General features: G+C 74.5%; 20 protein-coding genes. 11 read left to right on the top strand and 9 right to left on the bottom strand.

The annotated features are described in order from the left end of the window. Positions 1 to 52: 52 nt before the first annotated feature. Positions 53 to 652 carry a DUF4291 domain-containing protein gene (locus tag ACZ6S8_RS08810; protein WP_469453810.1) on the top strand — a complete coding sequence of 200 codons (600 nt, stop codon included), beginning with the start codon at positions 53 to 55 and terminating at the stop codon, positions 650 to 652. A 71-nt stretch (positions 653 to 723) separates the two neighbouring features. Here the strand turns inward: ACZ6S8_RS08810 and ACZ6S8_RS08805 are convergent, their stop codons facing one another. Next, entirely contained in the window at positions 724 to 1,266 is a 543-nt protein-coding gene (locus ACZ6S8_RS08805; RefSeq protein ID WP_469453808.1) for a DoxX family membrane protein, read from the bottom strand. A gap of 246 nt (positions 1,267 to 1,512) precedes the next feature. On the opposite strand from ACZ6S8_RS08805, the gene ACZ6S8_RS08800 reads away from it, so the two are divergent. Next, positions 1,513 to 3,156: a DNA repair helicase XPB gene (locus ACZ6S8_RS08800; RefSeq protein WP_469453806.1), complete on the top strand. Its 1,644-nt coding sequence runs from the start codon at positions 1,513 to 1,515 to the stop codon at positions 3,154 to 3,156. Here ACZ6S8_RS08800 and ACZ6S8_RS08795 read toward each other — a convergent pair. Together ACZ6S8_RS08795 and ACZ6S8_RS08790 are read right to left on the bottom strand one after the other, a co-directional pair. Continuing rightward, positions 3,122 to 3,964: a glycosyltransferase family 87 protein gene (locus ACZ6S8_RS08795; RefSeq protein WP_469453804.1), complete on the bottom strand. Its 843-nt coding sequence runs from the start codon at positions 3,962 to 3,964 to the stop codon at positions 3,122 to 3,124. The genes ACZ6S8_RS08800 and ACZ6S8_RS08795 overlap by 35 nt on opposite strands. A gap of 139 nt (positions 3,965 to 4,103) precedes the next feature. Beyond that, positions 4,104 to 4,289 (bottom strand): hypothetical protein, encoded by a 186-nt coding sequence (locus ACZ6S8_RS08790; RefSeq protein ID WP_469453803.1) that lies wholly within the window; start codon positions 4,287 to 4,289, stop codon positions 4,104 to 4,106. A 456-nt stretch (positions 4,290 to 4,745) separates the two neighbouring features. Here ACZ6S8_RS08790 and ACZ6S8_RS08785 point away from each other — a divergent pair, with 456 nt between their 5' ends. Further along, positions 4,746 to 6,719, top strand: a complete 1,974-nt coding sequence (locus tag ACZ6S8_RS08785) for a HelD family protein (RefSeq protein ID WP_469454322.1) — start codon at positions 4,746 to 4,748, stop codon at positions 6,717 to 6,719. Positions 6,720 to 7,024: 305 nt separating this feature from the next. Here ACZ6S8_RS08785 and ACZ6S8_RS08780 read toward each other — a convergent pair whose 3' ends face one another. Continuing rightward, positions 7,025 to 7,717 carry a copper homeostasis protein CutC gene (locus tag ACZ6S8_RS08780; RefSeq protein ID WP_469453801.1) on the bottom strand — a complete coding sequence of 231 codons (693 nt, stop codon included), beginning with the start codon at positions 7,715 to 7,717 and terminating at the stop codon, positions 7,025 to 7,027. Positions 7,718 to 7,867: 150 nt separating this feature from the next. Between ACZ6S8_RS08780 and ACZ6S8_RS08775 the strand changes: the two genes are divergently transcribed. Both ACZ6S8_RS08775 and ACZ6S8_RS08770 read left to right on the top strand, forming a co-directional pair. After that, positions 7,868 to 8,527 (top strand): HD domain-containing protein, encoded by a 660-nt coding sequence (locus tag ACZ6S8_RS08775; RefSeq protein WP_469453799.1) that lies wholly within the window; start codon positions 7,868 to 7,870, stop codon positions 8,525 to 8,527. 140 nt (positions 8,528 to 8,667) lie between these two features. After that, positions 8,668 to 9,882, top strand: coding sequence for a Cmx/CmrA family chloramphenicol efflux MFS transporter (locus tag ACZ6S8_RS08770; RefSeq protein ID WP_469454320.1), 1,215 nt, complete (start codon positions 8,668 to 8,670; stop codon positions 9,880 to 9,882). Positions 9,883 to 10,029: 147 nt separating this feature from the next. On the opposite strand, the gene ACZ6S8_RS08765 is transcribed toward ACZ6S8_RS08770, so the two are convergent. Both ACZ6S8_RS08765 and ACZ6S8_RS08760 read right to left on the bottom strand, forming a co-directional pair. Beyond that, positions 10,030 to 10,911: a helix-turn-helix domain-containing protein gene (locus ACZ6S8_RS08765; protein ID WP_469453798.1), complete on the bottom strand. Its 882-nt coding sequence runs from the start codon at positions 10,909 to 10,911 to the stop codon at positions 10,030 to 10,032. A 290-nt stretch (positions 10,912 to 11,201) separates the two neighbouring features. Next, complete coding sequence (locus ACZ6S8_RS08760; protein WP_469453796.1) at positions 11,202 to 11,540, bottom strand: ATP-binding protein; 339 nt, start codon at positions 11,538 to 11,540, stop codon at positions 11,202 to 11,204. 146 nt (positions 11,541 to 11,686) lie between these two features. On the opposite strand from ACZ6S8_RS08760, the gene ACZ6S8_RS08755 reads away from it, so the two are divergent. After that, complete coding sequence (locus tag ACZ6S8_RS08755) at positions 11,687 to 12,568, top strand: helix-turn-helix domain-containing protein (RefSeq protein ID WP_469453794.1); 882 nt, start codon at positions 11,687 to 11,689, stop codon at positions 12,566 to 12,568. Next, complete coding sequence (locus ACZ6S8_RS08750; RefSeq protein WP_469453792.1) at positions 12,565 to 12,774, top strand: DUF397 domain-containing protein; 210 nt, start codon at positions 12,565 to 12,567, stop codon at positions 12,772 to 12,774. The genes ACZ6S8_RS08755 and ACZ6S8_RS08750 overlap by 4 nt, the downstream gene beginning before the upstream one ends. A 90-nt stretch (positions 12,775 to 12,864) precedes the next feature. Here the strand turns inward: ACZ6S8_RS08750 and ACZ6S8_RS08745 are convergent, their stop codons facing one another. Next, positions 12,865 to 13,131, bottom strand: a complete 267-nt coding sequence (locus tag ACZ6S8_RS08745; RefSeq protein WP_383916984.1) for a DUF4031 domain-containing protein — start codon at positions 13,129 to 13,131, stop codon at positions 12,865 to 12,867. A gap of 7 nt (positions 13,132 to 13,138) precedes the next feature. After that, positions 13,139 to 13,516, bottom strand: a complete 378-nt coding sequence (locus tag ACZ6S8_RS08740) for a hypothetical protein (RefSeq protein WP_469453790.1) — start codon at positions 13,514 to 13,516, stop codon at positions 13,139 to 13,141. 102 nt (positions 13,517 to 13,618) lie between these two features. On the opposite strand from ACZ6S8_RS08740, the gene ACZ6S8_RS08735 reads away from it, so the two are divergent. The 4 genes from ACZ6S8_RS08735 to ACZ6S8_RS08720 all read left to right on the top strand — a co-directional run bounded on the left by ACZ6S8_RS08735 (position 13,619) and on the right by ACZ6S8_RS08720 (position 17,906). After that, on the top strand, positions 13,619 to 14,659 hold the full coding sequence (locus tag ACZ6S8_RS08735) for a MurR/RpiR family transcriptional regulator (protein WP_469453788.1): 1,041 nt from the start codon (positions 13,619 to 13,621) through the stop codon (positions 14,657 to 14,659). A 10-nt stretch (positions 14,660 to 14,669) separates the two neighbouring features. Further along, positions 14,670 to 15,593 carry an N-acetylmuramic acid 6-phosphate etherase gene (murQ, locus tag ACZ6S8_RS08730; protein WP_469453786.1) on the top strand — a complete coding sequence of 308 codons (924 nt, stop codon included), beginning with the start codon at positions 14,670 to 14,672 and terminating at the stop codon, positions 15,591 to 15,593. Between the two features lie 59 nt (positions 15,594 to 15,652). Next, positions 15,653 to 17,176 carry a PTS transporter subunit EIIC gene (locus tag ACZ6S8_RS08725; protein ID WP_469453784.1) on the top strand — a complete coding sequence of 508 codons (1,524 nt, stop codon included), beginning with the start codon at positions 15,653 to 15,655 and terminating at the stop codon, positions 17,174 to 17,176. 142 nt (positions 17,177 to 17,318) lie between these two features. Continuing rightward, a complete protein-coding gene (locus ACZ6S8_RS08720; protein ID WP_469453782.1) occupies positions 17,319 to 17,906 on the top strand; it encodes a GNAT family N-acetyltransferase in 588 nt (195 codons plus the stop codon). Positions 17,907 to 17,909: 3 nt separating this feature from the next. Here the strand turns inward: ACZ6S8_RS08720 and ACZ6S8_RS08715 are convergent, their stop codons facing one another. Beyond that, entirely contained in the window at positions 17,910 to 19,103 is a 1,194-nt protein-coding gene (locus tag ACZ6S8_RS08715) for a S8 family peptidase (RefSeq protein WP_469453779.1), read from the bottom strand. Positions 19,104 to 19,218: the final 115 nt, after the last annotated feature.

The raw sequence follows: 19,218 nt of genomic DNA, 5'->3' as shown, positions 1-19,218 counted from the left end.
GGCGCGGGGAAAACCGGTGGCCCCGCCGGGAGGCGCACCGCAGGGTGGGGGGATGCACGACCTCCAGGACCCTCCCGCGCGCCAGATCCGCGCGGTCCACACCGCCACCACGGTCACCGTCTACCAGGCGTACTCCCCCGCGCTCGGCCTGCCCGCCGCCCGCGACGGCCGCTTCCCGCCCGCCTGGAAGCGGGAGCGGATGACGTGGGTGAAGCCGTCGTTCCTGTGGATGATGTACCGCTGCGGCTGGGCCGCCAAGGACGGCCAGGAGACGGTCCTCGCCGTCGAGATCACCCGCGACGGCTTCGACCGGGCGCTGGCCGGCGCCTGCCTGTCCCACTACGCCCGCGGCGTCCACGCCGACCGCGCGGCCTGGCAGCGGGCCCTGCGGGAGTCGTCGGCCCGGGTCCAGTGGGACCCGGAGCGGGACGTGCACCTCAACCCGCTCCCGTACCGCTCGCTGCAACTCGGGCTGTCCGGGCCCTCCTCCCGCGCCTACGCCGACGCGTGGACGGTGTCCATCCGCGACGTGACGCCCCTGGCCCGGGAGGTCCACGGCCTGCTGCGGTCCGGGGACGGGGCGGCCGCGCGGGCCCTGCTGCCCGCGGAGACCCCGTACCCATCGGGGCCGCTGGAGCACCTGGGGGCGTAGGGGCCGGCCGGCCGGCCGTGGAGGAAGCGCGGGGGGCGCGGCAGGCCGAGAAGGCGCAGCAGGCGCAGCCGTCAGTCCCGGACGATCAGGACGACGCACCCCGCGACGACGCCCACCAGCAGGGCGAGCAGGGCGTAGCGGGGCCGGGACTCGCGCAGCACCGGGAGGTGGTGGTCGACGGCGAAGCGGCCCGGCCCGGTGAGGGTGAGGGCCACGACCGCGGCGAACAGCACCACTTCGAGTTCCACGCCCTTGGGCGGGAAGTAGGCGCCGAGGCCCCGGAGGTCGAGGATGTTGATGAAGATGCCGGTCAGGGCCGCTCCGGCGAGCGGGGTGAGCAGACCGAGGGCGAGGCCGAGGCCGCCCAGGGTCTCGGAGAGGCCGGCGATGACGGCCATGGCGTCCCCGGCGGGATAGCCCGCCATCGTGAAGCCCTTGCCGGTCGCGGTGAGGCCTGGGCCGCCGTACCAGCCGAAGAGCTTCATCGCGCCGTGGCCGGCCATGCTGAGGCCGACGACGAGCCGGAGCAGGAGCAGGCCGGTGTCGTGGGTGAGGGTGGTGGCGGGAGCCGTGGAGGTGCTGAAGAGCGTGCGGTCCCAGCTTGTCTGCGTCATGAGGGTCCGTTCCGAGATCGCCTGGCAGCGACGGCCACCGTACGACGCGCCCGCCGCGCCGACCCCGCCGCGACATCGGTGTCCGCCCCCTCGGCCACCGCCGTCTACCCGTTCGGCCGCAGAACACCCGCCTGCTCCGGGGCCCCCGCCGGTCGCCGCCCCTCGCCCCGCCGAAGCGCCGTGTTCCCAGCCTCCGCGCCGTACGGCACACTGGAGGTTTGGCCTGAATGAAACGGGGCGCTGCGCGTGAATGGTCCACTGATCGTCCAGAGCGACAAAACACTCCTCCTCGAGGTCGACCACGAGCTCGCCGGCGCCGCGCGCCGGGCCATCGCGCCCTTCGCCGAGCTGGAGCGGGCTCCCGAGCACATCCACACCTACCGGATCACCCCCCTCGGCCTGTGGAACGCCCGGGCCGCCGGGCACGACGCCGAGCAGGTCGTCGACGCGCTCGTCGAGTTCTCCCGCTACCCGGTCCCGCACGCGCTGCTCGTCGACGTCGCCGAGACCATGGCGCGCTACGGCCGCCTCACCCTCTCCAAGCACCCCGTGCACGGGCTGGTCCTGACCAGCACCGACCGGCCCGTGCTGGAGGAGATCCTGCGGTCCAAGAAGGTCGCCCCGCTCGTCGGGGCCCGGCTCGACGCCGACACCGTGGCCGTGCACCCCTCCGAGCGCGGGCAGATCAAGCAGACGCTGCTCAAGCTGGGCTGGCCCGCCGAGGACCTCGCCGGGTACGTGGACGGCGAGGCGCACCCGATCGAGCTGGCCGAGGACGGCTGGGCCCTGCGCCCGTACCAGCAGCAGGCCGTCGAGGGGTTCTGGCACGGCGGCTCGGGCGTGGTCGTGCTGCCCTGCGGCGCCGGCAAGACGCTGGTCGGCGCCGGCGCCATGGCGATGGCCAAGGCGACCACGCTGATCCTGGTCACCAACACCGTCTCGGCCCGCCAGTGGAAGCACGAGCTGGTCAAGCGGACGTCGCTGACGGAGGACGAGATCGGCGAGTACTCCGGTACCCGCAAGGAGATCCGCCCCGTCACGATCGCTACGTACCAGGTCCTCACGACGAAGCGGAAGGGCGTCTACCCGCACCTGGAGCTCTTCGACTCCCGGGACTGGGGCCTGATCGTCTACGACGAGGTGCACCTGCTGCCCGCGCCGGTCTTCAAGTTCACCGCCGACCTCCAGGCGCGGCGCCGGCTCGGCCTGACCGCCACGCTCGTGCGCGAGGACGGCCGCGAGTCGGACGTCTTCTCGCTCATCGGCCCGAAGCGGTTCGACGCGCCGTGGAAGGAGATCGAGGCGCAGGGCTACATCGCGCCCGCCGACTGCGTCGAGGTGCGGGTGAACCTGACGGAGGCGGAGCGGCTCGCGTACGCGACCGCCGAGACCGAGGAGAAGTACCGCTTCTGCGCGACGACCGCGACGAAGCGGAAGGTCACCGAGGCGCTGGTGCGCAAGCACAAGGGCGAGCAGACCCTCGTCATCGGCCAGTACATCGACCAGCTCGACGAGCTCGGCGAGCACCTGGACGCGCCCGTCATCAAGGGCGAGACCTCGAACGCGCAGCGCGAGAAGCTGTTCAACGCCTTCCGCGAGGGCGAGATCAGCGTGCTGGTCGTCTCGAAGGTCGCGAACTTCTCCATCGACCTGCCCGAGGCGACCGTCGCCATCCAGGTGTCGGGCACCTTCGGCTCGCGCCAGGAGGAGGCCCAGCGCCTCGGCCGGGTGCTGCGCCCGAAGGCGGACGGCCACGAGGCCCGGTTCTACTCGGTCGTCGCGCGCGACACCGTCGACCAGGACTTCGCGGCGCACCGCCAGCGCTTCCTCGCGGAGCAGGGCTACGCCTACCGGATCATGGACGCCGACGAGATCCTGGCGAGCGACTGACGGTGCCGCCCGCCGGGCGCGGCGCGGGCCGCCCGGGCGCCGGTACGGACGTACGGAACCGGTCGGCCGGGGCGGGTCCCCCGGTACGGGCGGCCCCGCCCCGGGCGGCGGCGACCAGGGCGGTCAGCAGCGGTACGCACCACACCCACAGCTGGGCCCGGACCGGCACCGACAGCAGGGCCCGGCCCGCCGTCGGCAGGTGACGGGTCCAGAACGCGCCGGAGGCCTCCGGGAGGACCAGCAGGCCGAGCAGGGCGGTGCCGGCCAGGGCGGCCGCCGCCGTCAGACCCTCCCGGGTGCGCCGGGTCAGCAGCAGGTACGGGACGAGCGCCGCCGCGGTGAGGGTGATCCCGGCGCCGATGCCCAGCGCGAAGCCCTTGCCGAGCGCGGCGCCGGGGCGCCCGAGGTCCCACAGGACGAGGCAGGCGGCGGCGAGGCCGACCTGGCCGGGCAGCGCGGCCCCGGTCAGGGTGTCCAGCCACAGCCCGGCGACGGTGGCGGCCAGGACGGGCCCGCGCCGGGCCCGCAGTCCGGCCAGGCGGCACGAGAGCAGGATCAGCAGGGCGAGCAGGCCGGCGTGGCCGAGGACGACGACGGCCTTCAGGACGCCGGCCGGCAGCCAGGCGGCGGGCGTGAACAGGATCGCCGCGAACGGCGGGTACGCGGCGGGAGGGCGCCAGTCGGCGGGGACGGGGGCCGCGGGGACGCGCAGGGCGACGCAGAGCACGCCCAGCGCGAGCAGCGATCCGGTGACCAGCAGGCCGGGGAACGACGGCGGCAAGCGGCTGGGAACGGTGCTCCGGGTCACGCGCGTGACCCTAGTGGATCAACCGCACCCCCCGGCCGGACCACGGCCACGCCGCGGCGGCGCAAGCGCCGGGGCAGCCCGGGGCGACACGGCGCGGGGCCGCGTTTCGCGGCCCGGGCGGGCCGGGGCGGGCCCGGGGTCAGCGGCGTATGACGCCCGCGTCCTCGGCGTACTCGCCCAGGACGACGACGCTCACGGCGGTCGCCGCGAAGACCTTCGCGGCGCGCAGCACGCCGCCCAGGCTGTGCCGGGGACGGAACTCGGAGGTGGCGGTGGCGCCGCTCGGGCGGCCGCCCTGGATCGGGGTGAAGGTTGCGGTGCTCATGTATCCATGGTGCGTTTCCCGCGCGGATTCCACATCGCCCTCCGGACGGAATCCCGGGGCCCCCGGCATCCTCCTCCCGGCCCATGCCACCCCCTAGTGGCTCTGCCCCGGGTATGACACTCCCGGGTACGACACCCGTACGGAGGTCCCGCCCCGAAGGGACGTCCGGCCCCCTAATCCGTTCGCACCGGACCGCGCCCCTCGCTAGAATCTCCGCTCTTGCCGCCTCCCGCCGCCCCACCGGGGAGAGCCGCCCGCCGCACGGAAACCGGCGGGCTCCTTGTTCGCACCCGCGGCTCGCACCCGCAGCTCGCACCCGCGGCCCGCACCGCGCGTGTTCGCACCGCGCACCCAGCACCTGGAGGCAGTCCCGTGCCCGCGCACGCCCCCGCACCATCGGACCCGCTCGCCCGCGAACGGTCCCACCTCGCCGCGTCCCGCTCCGCGCTCCGCGCCATGCGCGAGGACGCCGAGGCCCTCGACATCCGCGACGTCACCGCGAACTGGGTCAACGCGATCGTCCTGCAGGCCCAGATCGACGACCGCATCAAGTCCCTCGCCGACCTCTCCCACACCCCCCTCTTCTTCGGGCGGCTGAACTACCTGCACGCCCCGGGCGCGACCCTCGCCGAGGGCGCCGAGGGCGAGCAGTTCTACATCGGCCGCCGCCATGTCCACGACGCGGGCGGCGATCCGATGGTCATCGACTGGCGGGCGCCCGTCTCCCAGCCGTTCTACCGGGCCTCCAGGAAGGACCCCCAGGACGTCTCGCTGCGCCGCCGCTTCGGCTACACCGGCGGCGAGCTCACGGCGTACGAGGACGAGCACCTCTCCGACCCCGGTGAGGCGGCCGGCGTCAGCAAGCTGCTCCAGCAGGAGATCGAGCGGCCCCGCGTCGGCCCCATGCGGGACATCGTGGCGACGATCCAGCCCGAGCAGGACGAGATCGTCCGCTCCGGCCTCTCCGGTTCCGTCTGCGTCCAGGGCGGTCCCGGCACCGGGAAGACGGCCGTCGGCCTGCACCGCGTCGCGTACCTCCTCTACGCGCACCGCGACCGCCTCGCCCGTACGGGCACGCTGGTCATCGGGCCGAACCGTTCCTTCCTGCACTACATCGAGCAGGTCCTCCCGGCCCTCGGCGAGCTGGAGGTCAAGCAGGCCACCGTCGACGACCTGGTCGCCCGCGACGGCCTGGAGGTGCGCGCGGCGGACGCCGCCGAAACCGCCGTCGTCAAGGGCGACGCCCGGATGGCGCAGGTGCTGCGCCGCGCGCTCGGCTCGCACGTCACCCCGCCCGCCGAGCCGCTGATGGTGGTCCGCGGCTCGCGCCGCTGGCGGGTCCCGGCGTACGAGCTCGCCGAGATGGTCGAGGAGCTCCAGAACCGCGACATCCGCTACGGCGCCGCCCGTGACGCGCTGCCGCAGCGGATCGCGCACGCGGTGCTCGTACGGATGGAGCAGGCGGGCGAGGCGCCCGACGACCGCGTCCAGGACGCGGTGGCGCGCAACGCGGCCGTCAAGGCGGCGGTGAAGGAGGCCTGGCCGCCGGTCGAACCGGCGAAGCTGGTCCTGCGGCTCCTCTCCGACCCGGAGTTCCTGGCCGCCCACGCGGAGGGGGTACTCACCGCGGACGAGCAGAAGCTCCTCCTGTGGCCCAAGCCCTTCCGGAGCGTGAAGGCGGCGAAGTGGTCGGCCGCCGACCTGGTCCTGATCGACGAGGCCGCCGACCTGGTGGAGCGGACGCACTCGCTGGGCCACGTCGTCCTCGACGAGGCCCAGGACCTGTCGCCGATGCAGTACCGGGCCGTGGGGCGGCGGTGCACGACGGGCTCCGCGACGGTCCTCGGCGACCTCGCGCAGGGCACGACCCCGTGGGCCACGCGCAGCTGGGACGAGGCCCTGACCCACCTCGGGAAGCCGCAGGCCCTGGTGGAGGAGCTGACGGCGGGCTTCCGCGTACCGCGCGAGGTGATCGCGTACGCGTCCCGGCTGCTGCCGTCGATCTCCCCGGGCCTGGCCCCGGTCTCCTCGGTCCGCGAGACCCCCGGCTCCCTGCGGATCACGGAGGTCGCCGATCCGACGGCGGCGGCGCTCGCGGCCTGCCGGGACGCGCTGGCGCACGAGGGCTCGACCGGCCTGATCGCGGCGGACGCCCGGATCCCGGCGCTCGCGGAGGCCCTGCTGGCGGCGGGGCTGCCGTACCTGTCGCCGGGCGAGGAGACGACGGCGCAGTCGCGGCTGACGCTGGTGCCGGCGTCGCTGGCGAAGGGCCTGGAGTACGACTACGTGGTCCTGGACGAGCCCGCGGCGATCGTGGACGGCGAGCCCGACGAGCGGACGGGGCTGCGGCGGCTGTACGTCTGCCTCACGCGCGCCGTATCGGGCCTGGCCCTGCTGCACGCCGCGCCGCTGCCCGCCGCCCTGGCCTGACCGGCCCCGGAACGGGGCGGGTCGGGGCGGGCGGAGGCCGGGGGGGGGGGGGGGGGGGGGGGGGGGGGGGGCCCCCCCCCCCCCCCCCCCCCCCCCCCCCGCCCCCCCCCCCCCCCCCCCCCCCGCCCCGCCCCCGCCGGGGGGGGGGGGGGGGGGGGGGGCCGGGGGGGGGGGGGGGGGCCCCCCCCCCCCCCCCCCCCCCCCCCCCCCGGCGCCACCCCGGTGCCACCCCGCCCCCTCCCGCCCGGCGCTCCCCGGCCTGCCGTTCCCGGGGCGCCTCCGCCCGCCCCGGTGCGTTCCCGGCGTCAGTCCAGGGCCGAGCGCCACCGCGCGACCGCGGCCGCCGACACCGGGCGGGCCCACCCGTCGGGACGCGCGGCCCCGCCGATGTGGAACGCGTCCACGCCGGCCTCGCGCAGCACCGGCAGGTGCGACAGCGCCAGGCCGCCGCCGACCAGGATGCGCGCCTCGTACCCGGGCTCGCCCCGGCGCGCCGCCTCCGCCAGCAGCACCGGCAGGCCCTCGTCCACGCCGGCCGCGGAGCCCGCCGTCAGGTAGGTGTCCGGTCCGGCGGGCACCGGCTCGGCGAGGGCCTTGCGCAGCTGGTCCCGGTCCGCCGCCCGGTCGATCGCCCGGTGGAAGGTCCAGCGGCAGCCGTCCAGCTCCGCCACCACGGCTTCGACCGCCGCGAGGTCGGGGGTCCCGTCGGGGTTCAGGAAGCCGAGGACGAACTCGGTCGCCCCTTCCGCCCGCAGCTCCCGCGCGGCCGTCAGCAGGAGCTCGGCGTCGCCCGCCGCGAACCCGTCCGTCGTGCGCAGCATGACGCGCAGCGGGATGTCGACCGCGGCCCTGATCGCCGCGAAGGTCTCGCGCGGCGGGGTGAGCCCGTCGGCGGCCATGTCGGTGACCAGTTCGAGTCGGTCCGCCCCACCGGCCTGGGCCGCGACCGCGTCCTCCGCGTCGAGGGCGATCACCTCCAGGAGCGCACGGTTGCTCATTCGATCCCATCCTTCGGAAATGCTCGGGTGACCCGACGGCCCGATCGGGGCACATGTGGTCAGAGTGGAAAATAGGTCTAGTCCAATATTGAGGGTACGGGCCCACCCCTGGCACCACCAGCACAATCACGCCACCCCCACAATGTGCGCATGGACACAGGCACCCCGCACACCGACACGGCCGCCCTCCGCGCCCGATGGCGGGCGACCACCGCCGCCGCCGGAGCCCCCGCGGACCGCGACCCGGACCCGTACGCCGACCGGCTCCTCGCCGCCTGGGCGGAGCCGCAGCGCAAGTACCACACCACCGCGCACCTGGCGGACGTCCTCGCGCGGATCGACGTACTGGCGCCGCACGCCGCCGACCCGGCCGCCGTCGAGCTCGCCGCCTGGTTCCACGACGCCGTCTACCGGCCCGACCGCTCCGAGAACGAGGAGCGCAGCGCCGCCATGGCCGAGCGCGCCCTCCCCGAGCTGGGCGTGGACCCGGCGCGCACCGCGGAGACGGCCCGGCTGGTCCGCCTCACCGTCACCCACGACCCCGCCCCCGGGGACACCAACGGCGAGGCGCTGTGCGACGCCGACCTGGCCGTCCTGGCGGGCGACGGGCCGGCGTACGCCGCCTACGCGGCCGCCGTCCGCGCCGAGTACGGGTTCGTCCCCGACGACGCCTTCCGCGACGGCCGCGCGGCCGTCCTGCGCCAGCTCCTGGACCTGCCCCGGCTCTTCCGCACCCCGTACGGGGCCGCGCACTGGGAGGCCCCGGCCCGCGCCAACCTCGCCGCGGAGCTCGCCGCGCTGACGGCCTGAGGGGGCCGGGGCCCGGGCCGGGGCCGGGGCCGGGGCCGGGGCCGGGGCCCGGTGTCACGCTCCCGACACACGGACGGGGAATGCACGGGCGTTCGCGGCCGTTGGTGATGGGCATGCCCGCAGCAGCCGCACGCCCCCGCATGCCCGTCGCCGTCTACGTCCTCGGCCTGTCCGTCTTCGCACTCGGCACCAGTGAATTCATGCTCTCCGGGCTGCTGCCACCGATCGCCGAGGACATGGGCGTGACCATCCCGCAGGCGGGCCTGCTGATATCCGCCTTCGCGATCGGCATGGTCATCGGGGCACCGCTGCTGGCCGTGGCCACCCTGCGGCTCCCCCGCCGCACCACCCTCGTCTCCCTCATCAGCCTCTTCGGGCTCGGGCAGGTCGCGGGTGCGCTGGCCCCGTCGTACGAGCTCCTCTTCGCCTCGCGCGTCGTGTCGGCCCTCGCCTGCGCGGGCTTCTGGGCGGTCGGCGCGGCCGTCGCCATCGCCATGGTCGACAAGGACCAGCGGGCCCGCGCCATGGCCGTCATGATCGGCGGCCTGTCCATCGCCAACGTGCTGGGCGTCCCCGCCGGCGCCTTCCTCGGCGAGCACCTCGGCTGGCGCTCCGCGTTCTGGTCGGTGGGCGCCGCCTCCGCGATCGCCCTGGCCGGCATCCTGGTGCTGATCCCGAAGATCCCGCTGCCCGCCGAGAAGCCGCGCCTCGGGCGCGAGCTGGGCGTCTACCGCGACCGCCAGGTGTGGCTGGCCATCGGCATCACGGCCCTGGCCGCGGGCGGCGTCTTCTGCGCGTTCAGCTACCTGTCGCCGCTGCTGACGGACGTGGCCGGGCTGGACTCGCAGTGGGTGCCGTGGATCCTCGGGCTCTTCGGCCTGGGCGCCCTCGTCGGCACCACCATCGGCGGCCGGGTCGCCGACGCGCACCTGTTCGGCGTGATGCTCTGGGGCATCACCGCCTCGACCGTCTTCCTGGCTGCGCTCGCCCTGCTGGCCGGAACCGCGGCCGCGGCGATCGCGCTCTCGTTCCTGCTCGGCTTCTCGGCCTTCTTCACCGCTCCGGCGCTCAACGCCCGCATGTTCAACGTGGCCGGCGCCGCCCCGACCCTGGCCGGCGCCACCACGACCGCGGCCTTCAACCTCGGCAACACCGGCGGCCCCTGGCTCGGCGGCACCGTGATCGACGCGGACCTCGGCTTCTCCGCCACCGCCTGGGCGGGCGCCGCCATGACGGTCACCGCCATCGCCCTCACCGTCATCGCCCTGCGCCTGGACCGCCGTACGCCGCCCCGCGCGACCCGCGTGGTCGCCTCCTCCGAGTCCGCTCCCACCACGGCGCCTGTCAGCGCCTAGCAGGGGGACCGGCAGGCAACGGATCTGCGGTGCGCTGTTCCGCAGCGGTCCGGGCCACCACCCTGCTCTCCCGGGCGCTTGCCCGAGCCGTTGCGGTAGACGCGGTACGTCAGCTTGCTGTCGTCCGCGTCTACCAGTCCCGCTCCGTCATCTCCGCCCCGCCGACGCGCACGCCTGGCAGGTGCCCGGTGCCGGGCCGCGGAAGGCGTGGTCGCACGTCTCGCAGTTGTGGAGCGGGTACCGGACGAGGTCCGCGGGTGCTTTCCGGACACTGAACGGCGGCACGGGCGGGAGCTGGGCGGCGAGCCGGTGGGCCACGAGGGCGGCCGGGCGGTGCAGGGGCTCCCACGGCAGGTCGGCGGTCAGGGCGTGGTGGACGGCGCTCGGAGGCAGATCGCGCTCCAGCCAGGCCGCCACTCCGGGAGCGAGGTGCTCGACCTCCCTGGCGGACAGCAGGAGGCGGGGATCTCCGCGGCGAAGGCCGACGAGGACCTCGACGGCGGACCCGAGGAGGTCGAGGGCCGGGTACGCGGGCTGCGGTACGGCGGGGAGGGCGCGGCGCGGCGGCTCACCGTCCCGGCGGGCCGGGCGCTGGGGCTTCGGTTTCGACCTCGGCTCGTCCGCGGCGCGGGTCCGGCCCGGCTGGTTGCACGAGACGGTGCGGGTGACGACGCGGCCGCTGCCGGTGCGCTCGCAGGTGCGGCGCAGATAGCCGTGGGTCTCCAGCTCGCGCAGGGCGGCGGCGATCCGGGTCTTCCCCTCGGGGAAGCGGGCGGCGAGGGTCCTGATGTCGATGGGCGCGCCGCCGGGGAGGGACTGGATGTGGACGCCCAGGCCGATGGCCAGCAGCGACAGCCCGGCGTGCTGGGCGAGGTGGTTGCCGATCACGGTGAAGCGGGCGGTGTGGCGGGTGTTGTCGTGGATGACACCGCCGGAAGAAGGGTGTGCACGGGTACGCCGGGACGGGTGGTTTTCCCCGTCGTTACGGGGCTGGGCGTGCGGGCGCACGCTAATGTGCTGGGTATCCATCGGGAAGCCTTTTCTTCCTCGGTGGTCAGGCCCTCGCTTGGGATTCGCAGTCCCGGCGGGGGCCGACTCATGTCAGCTGTGATGTGGTTGGTCGAGCTGAGCGTAGAGCAGGCAACCCGTCTCGAAGCCAGCCGAGTTGGCGCTTTTCACTCAAGCGAGTGAGCGTGGGCCACGGGCGGGAGGGGTGGGGTTTGGTGTGGTCCTTTCCCTCTCGTGTCTTGACTCCCGGGATCGTCCCCGCCACCGGAGTCCCACCGCGTGGACTCCGGTGCGCGATTGATTTCCGCAGGTCAGAGTCGTGACAGATCGAGTTCGACCCATACGGTCTTCCGGGGGGACGGGACCGACCCCGACGCCCCGCCGGTCGTCACCCCGATGCGGAGCGCGTCGGTGCCGGCGACGAGCGCGAGGCGGACGCCCCGGCCGGACACCTGGCCGTGGGTCGTGACGTTCCCGGCGAGCTCGGCGACGATCTGCTCGGCGTCCCGGGTCACGCGGTACGGCAGACCGAGCGTGCGCAGCCAGTCGACGGCGAGCGACCGGGCAAGCCGGGCGCCGCGCGGCGTAGGGCACAGCAGGACATCGAAACAGGGGGCGGGCGAGGGGAGTTCGAAGATCTTCTGGTTCACGTCACCGAGCGTGGCGGCCCGAGCCTCCCCGTGAAAAGTGACGCAGCCGATGCGTACGGTGACTGTCCACTGCTGTCCGGGCTGTCGGAACCCGTCTCACGGGTACGGGCGTTGCGGCACGGAAGCACGGACAGAGGGGTGCGGGCATGACGGTGGACGGCGAGACCGGGGTACGACGGCTCAAGAGCGAGGCGGACGAACCGGGCTGGGAGGTGGACCCGGACGACGACTGGGGCGTGGCCGTCGTCGCCACCGTGGGACGGCAGTTGAGGCTGCGGAGGGAGGCGGCGGGGATGCGGGCCGCCGACTTCGCCGTTGCGGTCGGGTACGGCGAGGACATGGTCTACAAGATCGAGGGCGGGAAGCGGATCCCGCGCCAGGAGTACCTGGACAAGGCCGACGAAGTGCTGGGGGCCAGTGGACTCGTCGCGGCGGCGTGGGAGGACGTCAAGAAGGTCCGGTATCCGAAGAAGGTTCGGGAGCTGGGGAAACTGGAGGCTCGGGCCGTCGAGATCGGTGTGTACGAGTGCAACATCATCGCCGGTCTCTTGCAGACGCCAGAGCATGCCAGGGCTGCGATCGAAGCGGCGCAGCCTCCGTACTCGCAGGACGATGTGGAGCGCATGGTGGCAGCTCGGGTGGCCCGGCAGTCCGTCTTCGATCGGGACCCCACACCCGCGCTCAGTTTCGTCCTGGAAGAAGCTCCGCTGAGGCGCCCCCTCGGGGGCACAATGGTGTGGCGACGGCAGGTAGAACGCCTGCTGGAAGTGGGCCGGTTGCGTCACGTCACGCTCCAGGTGATGCCGATGCACTGCGAAGTCCACTCCGGCCTGGACGGCAGGATCGAGCTTCTGAAGTTCGCGGACGGCACAGCAGTGGGGCGCTCCGACGGAGCGTTCGGCGGCCGACCTGTCTCTGATCTGAGGCAGCTCCGCATCCTGGAGCTGCGGTATGGCACCATCCGGGCGCAGGCGCTCCCTCCGCGGGAGTCACTGGCCCTCATCGAGCGACTGCTGGGAGAAACATGATCCGCAAGGCCTCCGCCGGGGACGCCTCCGAACTGGCGTGGTGCAAGAGCAGCTACAGCGGTGGAAACGACGGCGAGTCCTGCATCGAGGTCGCCACCGCCCCCGGCGCCGTCCACGTCCGCGACTCGAAGTGCCTCGACGGCCCACAGCTCGCGCTCACCCCGCGCGCGTGGGCGGGCTTCGTTTCGTACGCGGTGGGCTGCTGACCCGTCCGCCGGAGACTCGGGAGCCCGCCAGCGCCCGGCCGCGCGCCCGGGCCGGGGTCCCGGGGTCCCGGGGGCCGGCCCCCGGGGCGGCTACAGCGGGCGGCCCTTCGGGCGGCGCAGGCCCGCGTCCGTGAGGCGGCGGACCAGTTCCTTGCTGCCGATCTCCACCGCGCCCGCACCGACCGCGTCCGCGTAGCGGTACGACGGCACGTCGTAGTGGTCGCGCTCGAAGGCCCGCGGCGGGCAGCCTATGGACGCCGCGAAGGCGTGCAGTTCCTCGTACGAGACGTCGCTGACCAGGTGCGACCACATGCGGCCGTGGCCCGGCCAGGTGGGCGGGTCGATGTACACCGTCACCGGCGCCTCACCGGCCCGGCCGCAGGACCGGGCCGAGGGCGCCCACCGGGGCGACCCTGACGCCCGCCTCCGAGCACACCCAGTGCGGGTCCGGGCCCAGCTCGGGGTCCACGTCCAGCGCGTGCGGGTCGCCGTGTCCGCAGACCGGGCACAGCGGCCAGCGGCCGTACTTCTCCAGCAGCGCGTCCTGGACGTCCTGGGCGACGAGTCCGGGAAGGAAGTCGGCCCCCTCCGGCCACTGCTCCACCCACCACCGGCGGTGCGTGACCGAGTCCTCGACGAGGGAGACGACGTCGGCGTCGGCGACCTCGGCCGCGGCGAGGTCGGCGAGAACGAGGGCGCGGGCGACGTGCAGTGCCTGCTCCAGCGGGGGTGCGTGTTCCATGGCCCCATTGTGAACCCGCGCGGAGCGTGTGGCGAAGGTCCTTTCCTTCCGGTGACGAACGGCGTCTTGACGTCCGGGCTCCGCTGAAAATAGGTTTCAGACGTGAGCGAGAACGCGAAAGAAACTTTCAGACCGGACGCGCCCCCCACGCCGGCCGCCCCCACGGCCCCTTCGGTCCCGTCAGCCCCCACGGCCCCGGCCGTCCCGGCTCCCCCCACCGCACCCTCCGCACCCTCCACCCCCGCACCCTCCGCCCTCCGGGCCCGGGTCCGCAGCCTCGGCCCCTCCATGACCCGCTCCATGCAGGCCGTCGCCGAGGCCGTCGCCTCCGACCCGGCCGGCTGCGCGCAGCTCACCGTCTCCGCCCTCGCCGAACACACCGGCACCAGCGAGGCCACCGTCGTCCGCACCGCCCGCCTCCTCGGCTACCCCGGCTACCGCGACCTGCGCCTCGCGCTGGCCGCGCTCGCCGCGCAGCAGGAGTCCGGCGCCGCACCCGCCGTCACCGTCGACATAGCCGTCGACGACCCCCTCGCGGACGTCGTCGCCAAGCTGGCCCACGAGGAGGCGCAGACCCTCGCCGACACCGCCGCCGGGCTCGACCTGACCCAGCTGGCCGGCGCCGTCACCGCCCTCGCGACCGCCCGGCGCATCGACATCTACGGCGTCGGCGCCTCCGCCCTCGTCGGCCAGGACCTCGCCCAGAAGCTGCTCCGCATCGGCCTGATCGCCCACGCCCACCAGGACACCCACCTCGCCGTCACCAACGCCGTCCTGCTGCGCCCCGGCGACGTCGCCGTCGCCGTCACCCACTCCGGCTCCACGGGCGACGTCATCGAGCCCCTCCGTACGGCCTTCGAGCGCGGCGCCACCACCATTGCGCTGACCGGCCGCCCGAACGCCCCCGTCGCCCACTACGCCGACCACGTCCTGGCCACGTCCGCCGCCCGCGAGACCCAGCTGCGCCCGGCCGCCATGTCCAGCCGGACCAGCCAGCTCCTCGTCGTCGACTGCCTGTTCGTCGGCGTGGCCCAGCGGACGTACGAGACCGCCGCACCCGCCCTCGCCGCCTCGTACGAGGCGCTCGCCCCCCGCCACCAGACCTCCGTACCGACCAGCAAGCGCAGCAGCACCGCCCGCTAGGAGCCCGACCATGACCGCGTACGCCGCCCTCCGCGCCCAGCTGGAGACCCTGACCACCGAGGCCTTCCGCCCCGAACTGGCCGAGGTCGACCGGCTGTCCACCCTTGAGATCGCCCGCCTGATGAACGCCGAGGACGCCACCGTCCCGGCCGCCGTCGCCGGAGCGCTGCCGGAGATCGCCGCCGCGGTCGACGCGATCGCCGAGCGGATGGCGCGCGGCGGCCGGCTCGTCTACGCGGGCGCCGGCACCGCGGGCCGGATGGGCGTGCTGGACGCCAGCGAGTGCCCGCCCACCTTCAACACCGACCCGGCGGAGGTCGTCGGCCTGATCGCGGGCGGCCCCTCCGCCATGGTCAAGGCCGTCGAGGGCGCCGAGGACTCCAAGGAGCTGGCCGCCGAGGACCTCGCCGCGCTGGACCTCGGCCCGGACGACACCGTGGTCGGCATCTCCGCCTCCGGGCGCACCCCGTACGCGATCGGCGCCGTCGAGTTCGCCCGTACGCGCGGCGCGCTCACCCTCGGGCTGTCCTGCAACGCCGGCTCGGCGCTCGCCGCGGCCGCCGAGCACGGCATCGAGGTGGTCGTGGGGCCCGAACTGCTCACCGGGTCGACCCGGTTGAAGGCCGGTACCGCGCAGAAGCTCGTCCTCAACCTGATCTCGACGGTGACGATGATCCGGCTCGGGAAGACGTACGGGAACCTGATGGTCGACATGCGCTCCTCCAACGAGAAGCTGCGCGCCCGCGCCCGGCGCATCGTGGCCCTGGCCACCGGCGCGCCCGACGAGGAGATCGAGGCCGCGCTGACGGCCACCGGCGGCGAGGTGAAGAACGCCATCCTCGTCGTCCTCGGCGGCGTCGACGGCCCGAAGGCCGCGGAACTGCTCGCGTCCTCCCGGGGCCACCTGCGCGCCGCGCTCGCCGCGGCCTCCTGAGCCGCGGCCCGCCGAAACGCCCCCCACCCCCGCCCCCCCGACGCAAGGCGACCCCCAGCATGTCCACTGACAAGAACCGCGCCACAGCCGCCGCGATCCTTCCTCTGGTCGGCGGCCCGGACAACATCACCTCGATCGCGCACTGCATGACCCGCCTGCGCATCGGTCTGCGCGACCGGAGCCTGGTCCAGGAGGAGGCCCTCAAGGCCGTCCCCGCCGTCATGGGCGTCGTCGAGGACGACACCTACCAGATCGTGCTGGGGCCGGGCACCGTCGCCCGGGTCACCCCGGAGTTCGAGGCGCTCGTCGCGGAGGGCCGCTCGGCCGCGCCGGCCGCCGCGCCGGCCGCGTCCGCCCCCGCGCCCGCCGGCGGCCACCCCGTCACGGCCGGCGAACTGGCCTCGCAGGGCGCGGCGCTGAAGGAGGCCCGCAAGGCCAGGAACGCCACCCCCTTCAAACTGTTCCTGCGGCGCATCGCGAACATCTTCGTCCCGCTGATCCCCGCCCTGATCGGCTGCGGCGTCATCGCGGGCCTCAACGGCCTGCTGACGAACCTGGGCTGGCTGCCCGCCCTGGTCCCGGCCCTCGCCGCGATCGCCTCCGGCTTCATGTCGCTCATCGCCGTGTTCGTCGGCTACAACACGGCCAAGGAGTTCGGCGGCACGCCGATCCTGGGCGGCGCCGTCGCCGCGATCATCGTCTTCCCCGGCGTCGCGAAGGTCGCCGCCTTCGGGCTGGAGCTCAAGCCGGGCCAGGGCGGCGTCCTCGGCGCGCTCGCCGCGGCCCTGCTCGCCGTGTACGTCGAGAAGTGGTGCCGCAGGTGGGTCCCCGAGGCGCTGGACGTCCTGGTCACGCCGACCCTCACGGTCCTGATCTCGGGCCTGGTCACCCTCTTCGGCCTGATGTTCCTCGCCGGTGAGGCCTCCACCGCCATCGGCACCTTCGCCGACTGGCTCCTCGCCACCGGCGGCGCCTTCGCCGGACTCGTCCTCGGCGGGCTGTTCCTCCCGCTGGTGATGCTGGGCCTGCACCAGGCCCTGATCCCCATCCACACCACGCTGATCGAGCAGTCCGGGTACACCGTCCTGCTGCCCATCCTCGCCATGGCGGGCGCGGGCCAGGTCGGCGCGGCCATCGCCGTCTACTACAAGCTGCCGCACAACGGCTCGCTGCGCGCCACCATCAAGTCCGCGCTCCCCGCCGGGTTCCTGGGCGTCGGCGAACCGCTGATCTACGGCGTCTCGCTGCCGCTGGGCCGCCCGTTCGTCACCGCCTGCGTCGGCGGCGCGGCCGGCGGAGCCTTCGTCGGCCTCTTCAACCAGCTGGGCGTGGGCTTCGGCTCGACCGCCATCGGCCCCTCGGGCTGGGCCCTGTTCCCCCTGCTGGACGGCACGTCGGGCCTGGGCGCCACCCTCGCGATCTACGCGGGCGGCCTGGCGGTCGGCTACCTGGTGGGCTTCGCCGCCACGTACTTCTTCGGCTTCACCCAGCAGATGCTGACCGAGCTCAACACCGCCCCGGACCCCGCCCCGCCCGCCCCGTCCGCGGGCCAGGACCCCGACAAGCAGCCGGCCCTCGCCTGACCCCGCGCGCCGCCCTGGTCCCCGCACCCGACGGGGGCCAGGGCGCCGCGGACGGCCCGTCCGCGGCGCCCTTCGGCCACCCCGGCCGACAGCCGCCCCGCTCGATTCCCGCCCGGCCCCGCGGGTCCGGCAGGATGCGCTCATGAGCGACGCGATACCCCCTGTGGTCCCCGCCGGCCGACTGGCCGCCCTGCCCCAGCCGGAGTTCTACCTCCCCGGCACCGGCGGACTGCACCTGCGCCCCTGGACCGCGTACGACGCCCCCGCGCTCGTCGAGGCCTGCTACGACCCCGACATCCGGTTCTGGAACCGCCCGAGCCTGCTCGACAAGGCCGGAGCCGTGGCGCGGATCGCCCGCTGGGAAGCCCGCAGGCAGGCCGAGGAGGGCGTCGTCTGGGCCGTGGCCCCCGCCCAGGGCGGCCAGGCCTTCGGCCTGATCGGACTGGGGGACGTCGACCTCGCGGGCGGCAGCGCCGAGTTCCTGTACTGGCTGCTGCCCGCCGGCCGCGGTGTCGGGGTCATGGCCCGGGCCACCGACCTCGTCAGCCGCTGGGCCTTCGAGACCCTCGGCCTGCACCGCCTGCGCCTCACCCACTCCGTGCGCAACCCGGCTTCCTGCGTCGTCGCCCTGCGGGCCGGGTTCCCCCTGGAGGGCGTCATGCGCGGCGCGCTGCTGCACGCGGACGGCTGGCACGACGAACACCTGCACGCCCGCCTGCGCACCGACTGAGCGTCAGAGCCCAGCGGTGAACAGCAGCTCGTTGGGGCTGGACTTGCTCAGGCTGGCCAGCACGTCCTTGGTGGACTCCTCGTTCAGCCAGGCCGCGATGTCCTCGGGCGCCGCCTTCGGGTTCGCCTGCTTGTAGAGCGCGGCAACCCCCGCGACGTGCGGAGACGCCATGGACGTACCGTCCAGGGCCACGCTGCCGCCGCCCAGCTGCGCGGACACGATCTGCTCGCCGGGCGCGTAGAGCGAGACGCACGTGCCGTAGTTCGAGAAGGAGGTCTCCTCGTCCCACTTGTTGGAGGCCGCCACGGTCAGCACCTTCGACGCGGACGCCGGGGAGACCAGGCAGGCGTCCTTCGAGGAGTTGCCGGCCGCGACGACCGGCAGGACGCCCGCCGCCGTGACCGCGTCGGCGGCGGCGTTCAGGGCGTCGGACCGGTCACCGCCGAGGGACGCGTTCAGCACGGCGGGCTGAACGGCGTTCTTCGCCACCCAGTCCAGTCCGGCGACGATCCCCGAGTACGTGCCCTGACCGTCGCACCCCAGCACCCGCACGCTCACGAGGTTCGCCTTCTTCGCGACCCCGTACGTGCTGCCGCCGACCGTGCCCGCCACGTGCGTGCCGTGACCGTTGCAGTCCGCGCCGTCCCGGCCGTCGCCGACGGCATCGAAGCCGAAGGCGGCGCGCCCCGCGAACTCCTCGTGCCCGTACTCGATGCCCGTGTCGAGGATGTACGCGGTCACCCCGGAGCCGTTGCCCTGGGTGGTGAACTGGCCGTCGCCCCGCCCGTTCGCCTTGTCCCACGCCCGCTGGTCGATCCGGTCGAGCCCCCACGACGCGGCCGGCGCCCGCGTCGCCCCGGTCCGGCTCGGCTTCGGCACGGACCGCACCTTCGCGTCCTCCTCGACCGCCTTCACGCCCAGGCTGTTGCGGACGATCGTCAGCTGGAGCGGGGTCAGCGGGACGGCGAAGCCGTTGAGCGCCGAGGTGTAGAGGAACGCCGGCTTCAGGCCCAGTCTCTTCGCCGCCCCCGCCGCGTCCACCCCCTTCTCCAGGGTCACGATGTACCGACCGGGCACCGGGTCGGCGGCGGTCTTCAGCGGTACCGGGGTCGGCTCCGGCGCGGCGGAGGCGGCGCCCGCCGCGACCGGGGTGACGGTGAGCAGCGCGGCGGCGGCCAGAGGTGCGAACAGGCGCATGGCGGGGACTCCCTGACGGGGTGGAGGGTCGGCGTGGAGGAGCCGCCCCCGCGGCAACGCGTGCTCCTGCGGGGGCGGCCCTTGTCTCCCATCGGTGCCACTCCGCGGCGGTTTG

The organism is Streptomyces sp. NPDC048461 (assembly GCF_055587105.1).
The sequence above is the reverse complement of the archived record's forward strand: the minus strand, read 5'-3'. Positions and strand labels throughout refer to the sequence as shown.

Bases quoted from the DNA above. Each gene is read 5' to 3' on its own strand.
- ACZ6S8_RS08810 (WP_469453810.1), top strand. From the start codon at position 53: ATGCACGACCTCCAGGACCCTCCCGCGCGCCAGATCCGCGCGGTCCAC.
- ACZ6S8_RS08805 (WP_469453808.1), bottom strand. From the start codon at position 1,266: ATGACGCAGACAAGCTGGGACCGCACGCTCTTCAGCACCTCCACGGCT.
- ACZ6S8_RS08790 (WP_469453803.1), bottom strand. From the start codon at position 4,289: ATGAGCACCGCAACCTTCACCCCGATCCAGGGCGGCCGCCCGAGCGGC.
- ACZ6S8_RS08785 (WP_469454322.1), top strand. From the start codon at position 4,746: ATGCGCGAGGACGCCGAGGCCCTCGACATCCGCGACGTCACCGCGAAC.
- ACZ6S8_RS08780 (WP_469453801.1), bottom strand. From the start codon at position 7,717: ATGAGCAACCGTGCGCTCCTGGAGGTGATCGCCCTCGACGCGGAGGAC.
- ACZ6S8_RS08775 (WP_469453799.1), top strand. From the start codon at position 7,868: ATGGACACAGGCACCCCGCACACCGACACGGCCGCCCTCCGCGCCCGA.
- ACZ6S8_RS08770 (WP_469454320.1), top strand. From the start codon at position 8,668: ATGCCCGTCGCCGTCTACGTCCTCGGCCTGTCCGTCTTCGCACTCGGC.
- ACZ6S8_RS08765 (WP_469453798.1), bottom strand. From the start codon at position 10,911: ATGGATACCCAGCACATTAGCGTGCGCCCGCACGCCCAGCCCCGTAAC.
- ACZ6S8_RS08755 (WP_469453794.1), top strand. From the start codon at position 11,687: ATGACGGTGGACGGCGAGACCGGGGTACGACGGCTCAAGAGCGAGGCG.
- ACZ6S8_RS08750 (WP_469453792.1), top strand. From the start codon at position 12,565: ATGATCCGCAAGGCCTCCGCCGGGGACGCCTCCGAACTGGCGTGGTGC.
- ACZ6S8_RS08740 (WP_469453790.1), bottom strand. From the start codon at position 13,516: ATGGAACACGCACCCCCGCTGGAGCAGGCACTGCACGTCGCCCGCGCC.
- murQ (WP_469453786.1), top strand. From the start codon at position 14,670: ATGACCGCGTACGCCGCCCTCCGCGCCCAGCTGGAGACCCTGACCACC.
- ACZ6S8_RS08725 (WP_469453784.1), top strand. From the start codon at position 15,653: ATGTCCACTGACAAGAACCGCGCCACAGCCGCCGCGATCCTTCCTCTG.
- ACZ6S8_RS08720 (WP_469453782.1), top strand. From the start codon at position 17,319: ATGAGCGACGCGATACCCCCTGTGGTCCCCGCCGGCCGACTGGCCGCC.
- ACZ6S8_RS08715 (WP_469453779.1), bottom strand. From the start codon at position 19,103: ATGCGCCTGTTCGCACCTCTGGCCGCCGCCGCGCTGCTCACCGTCACC.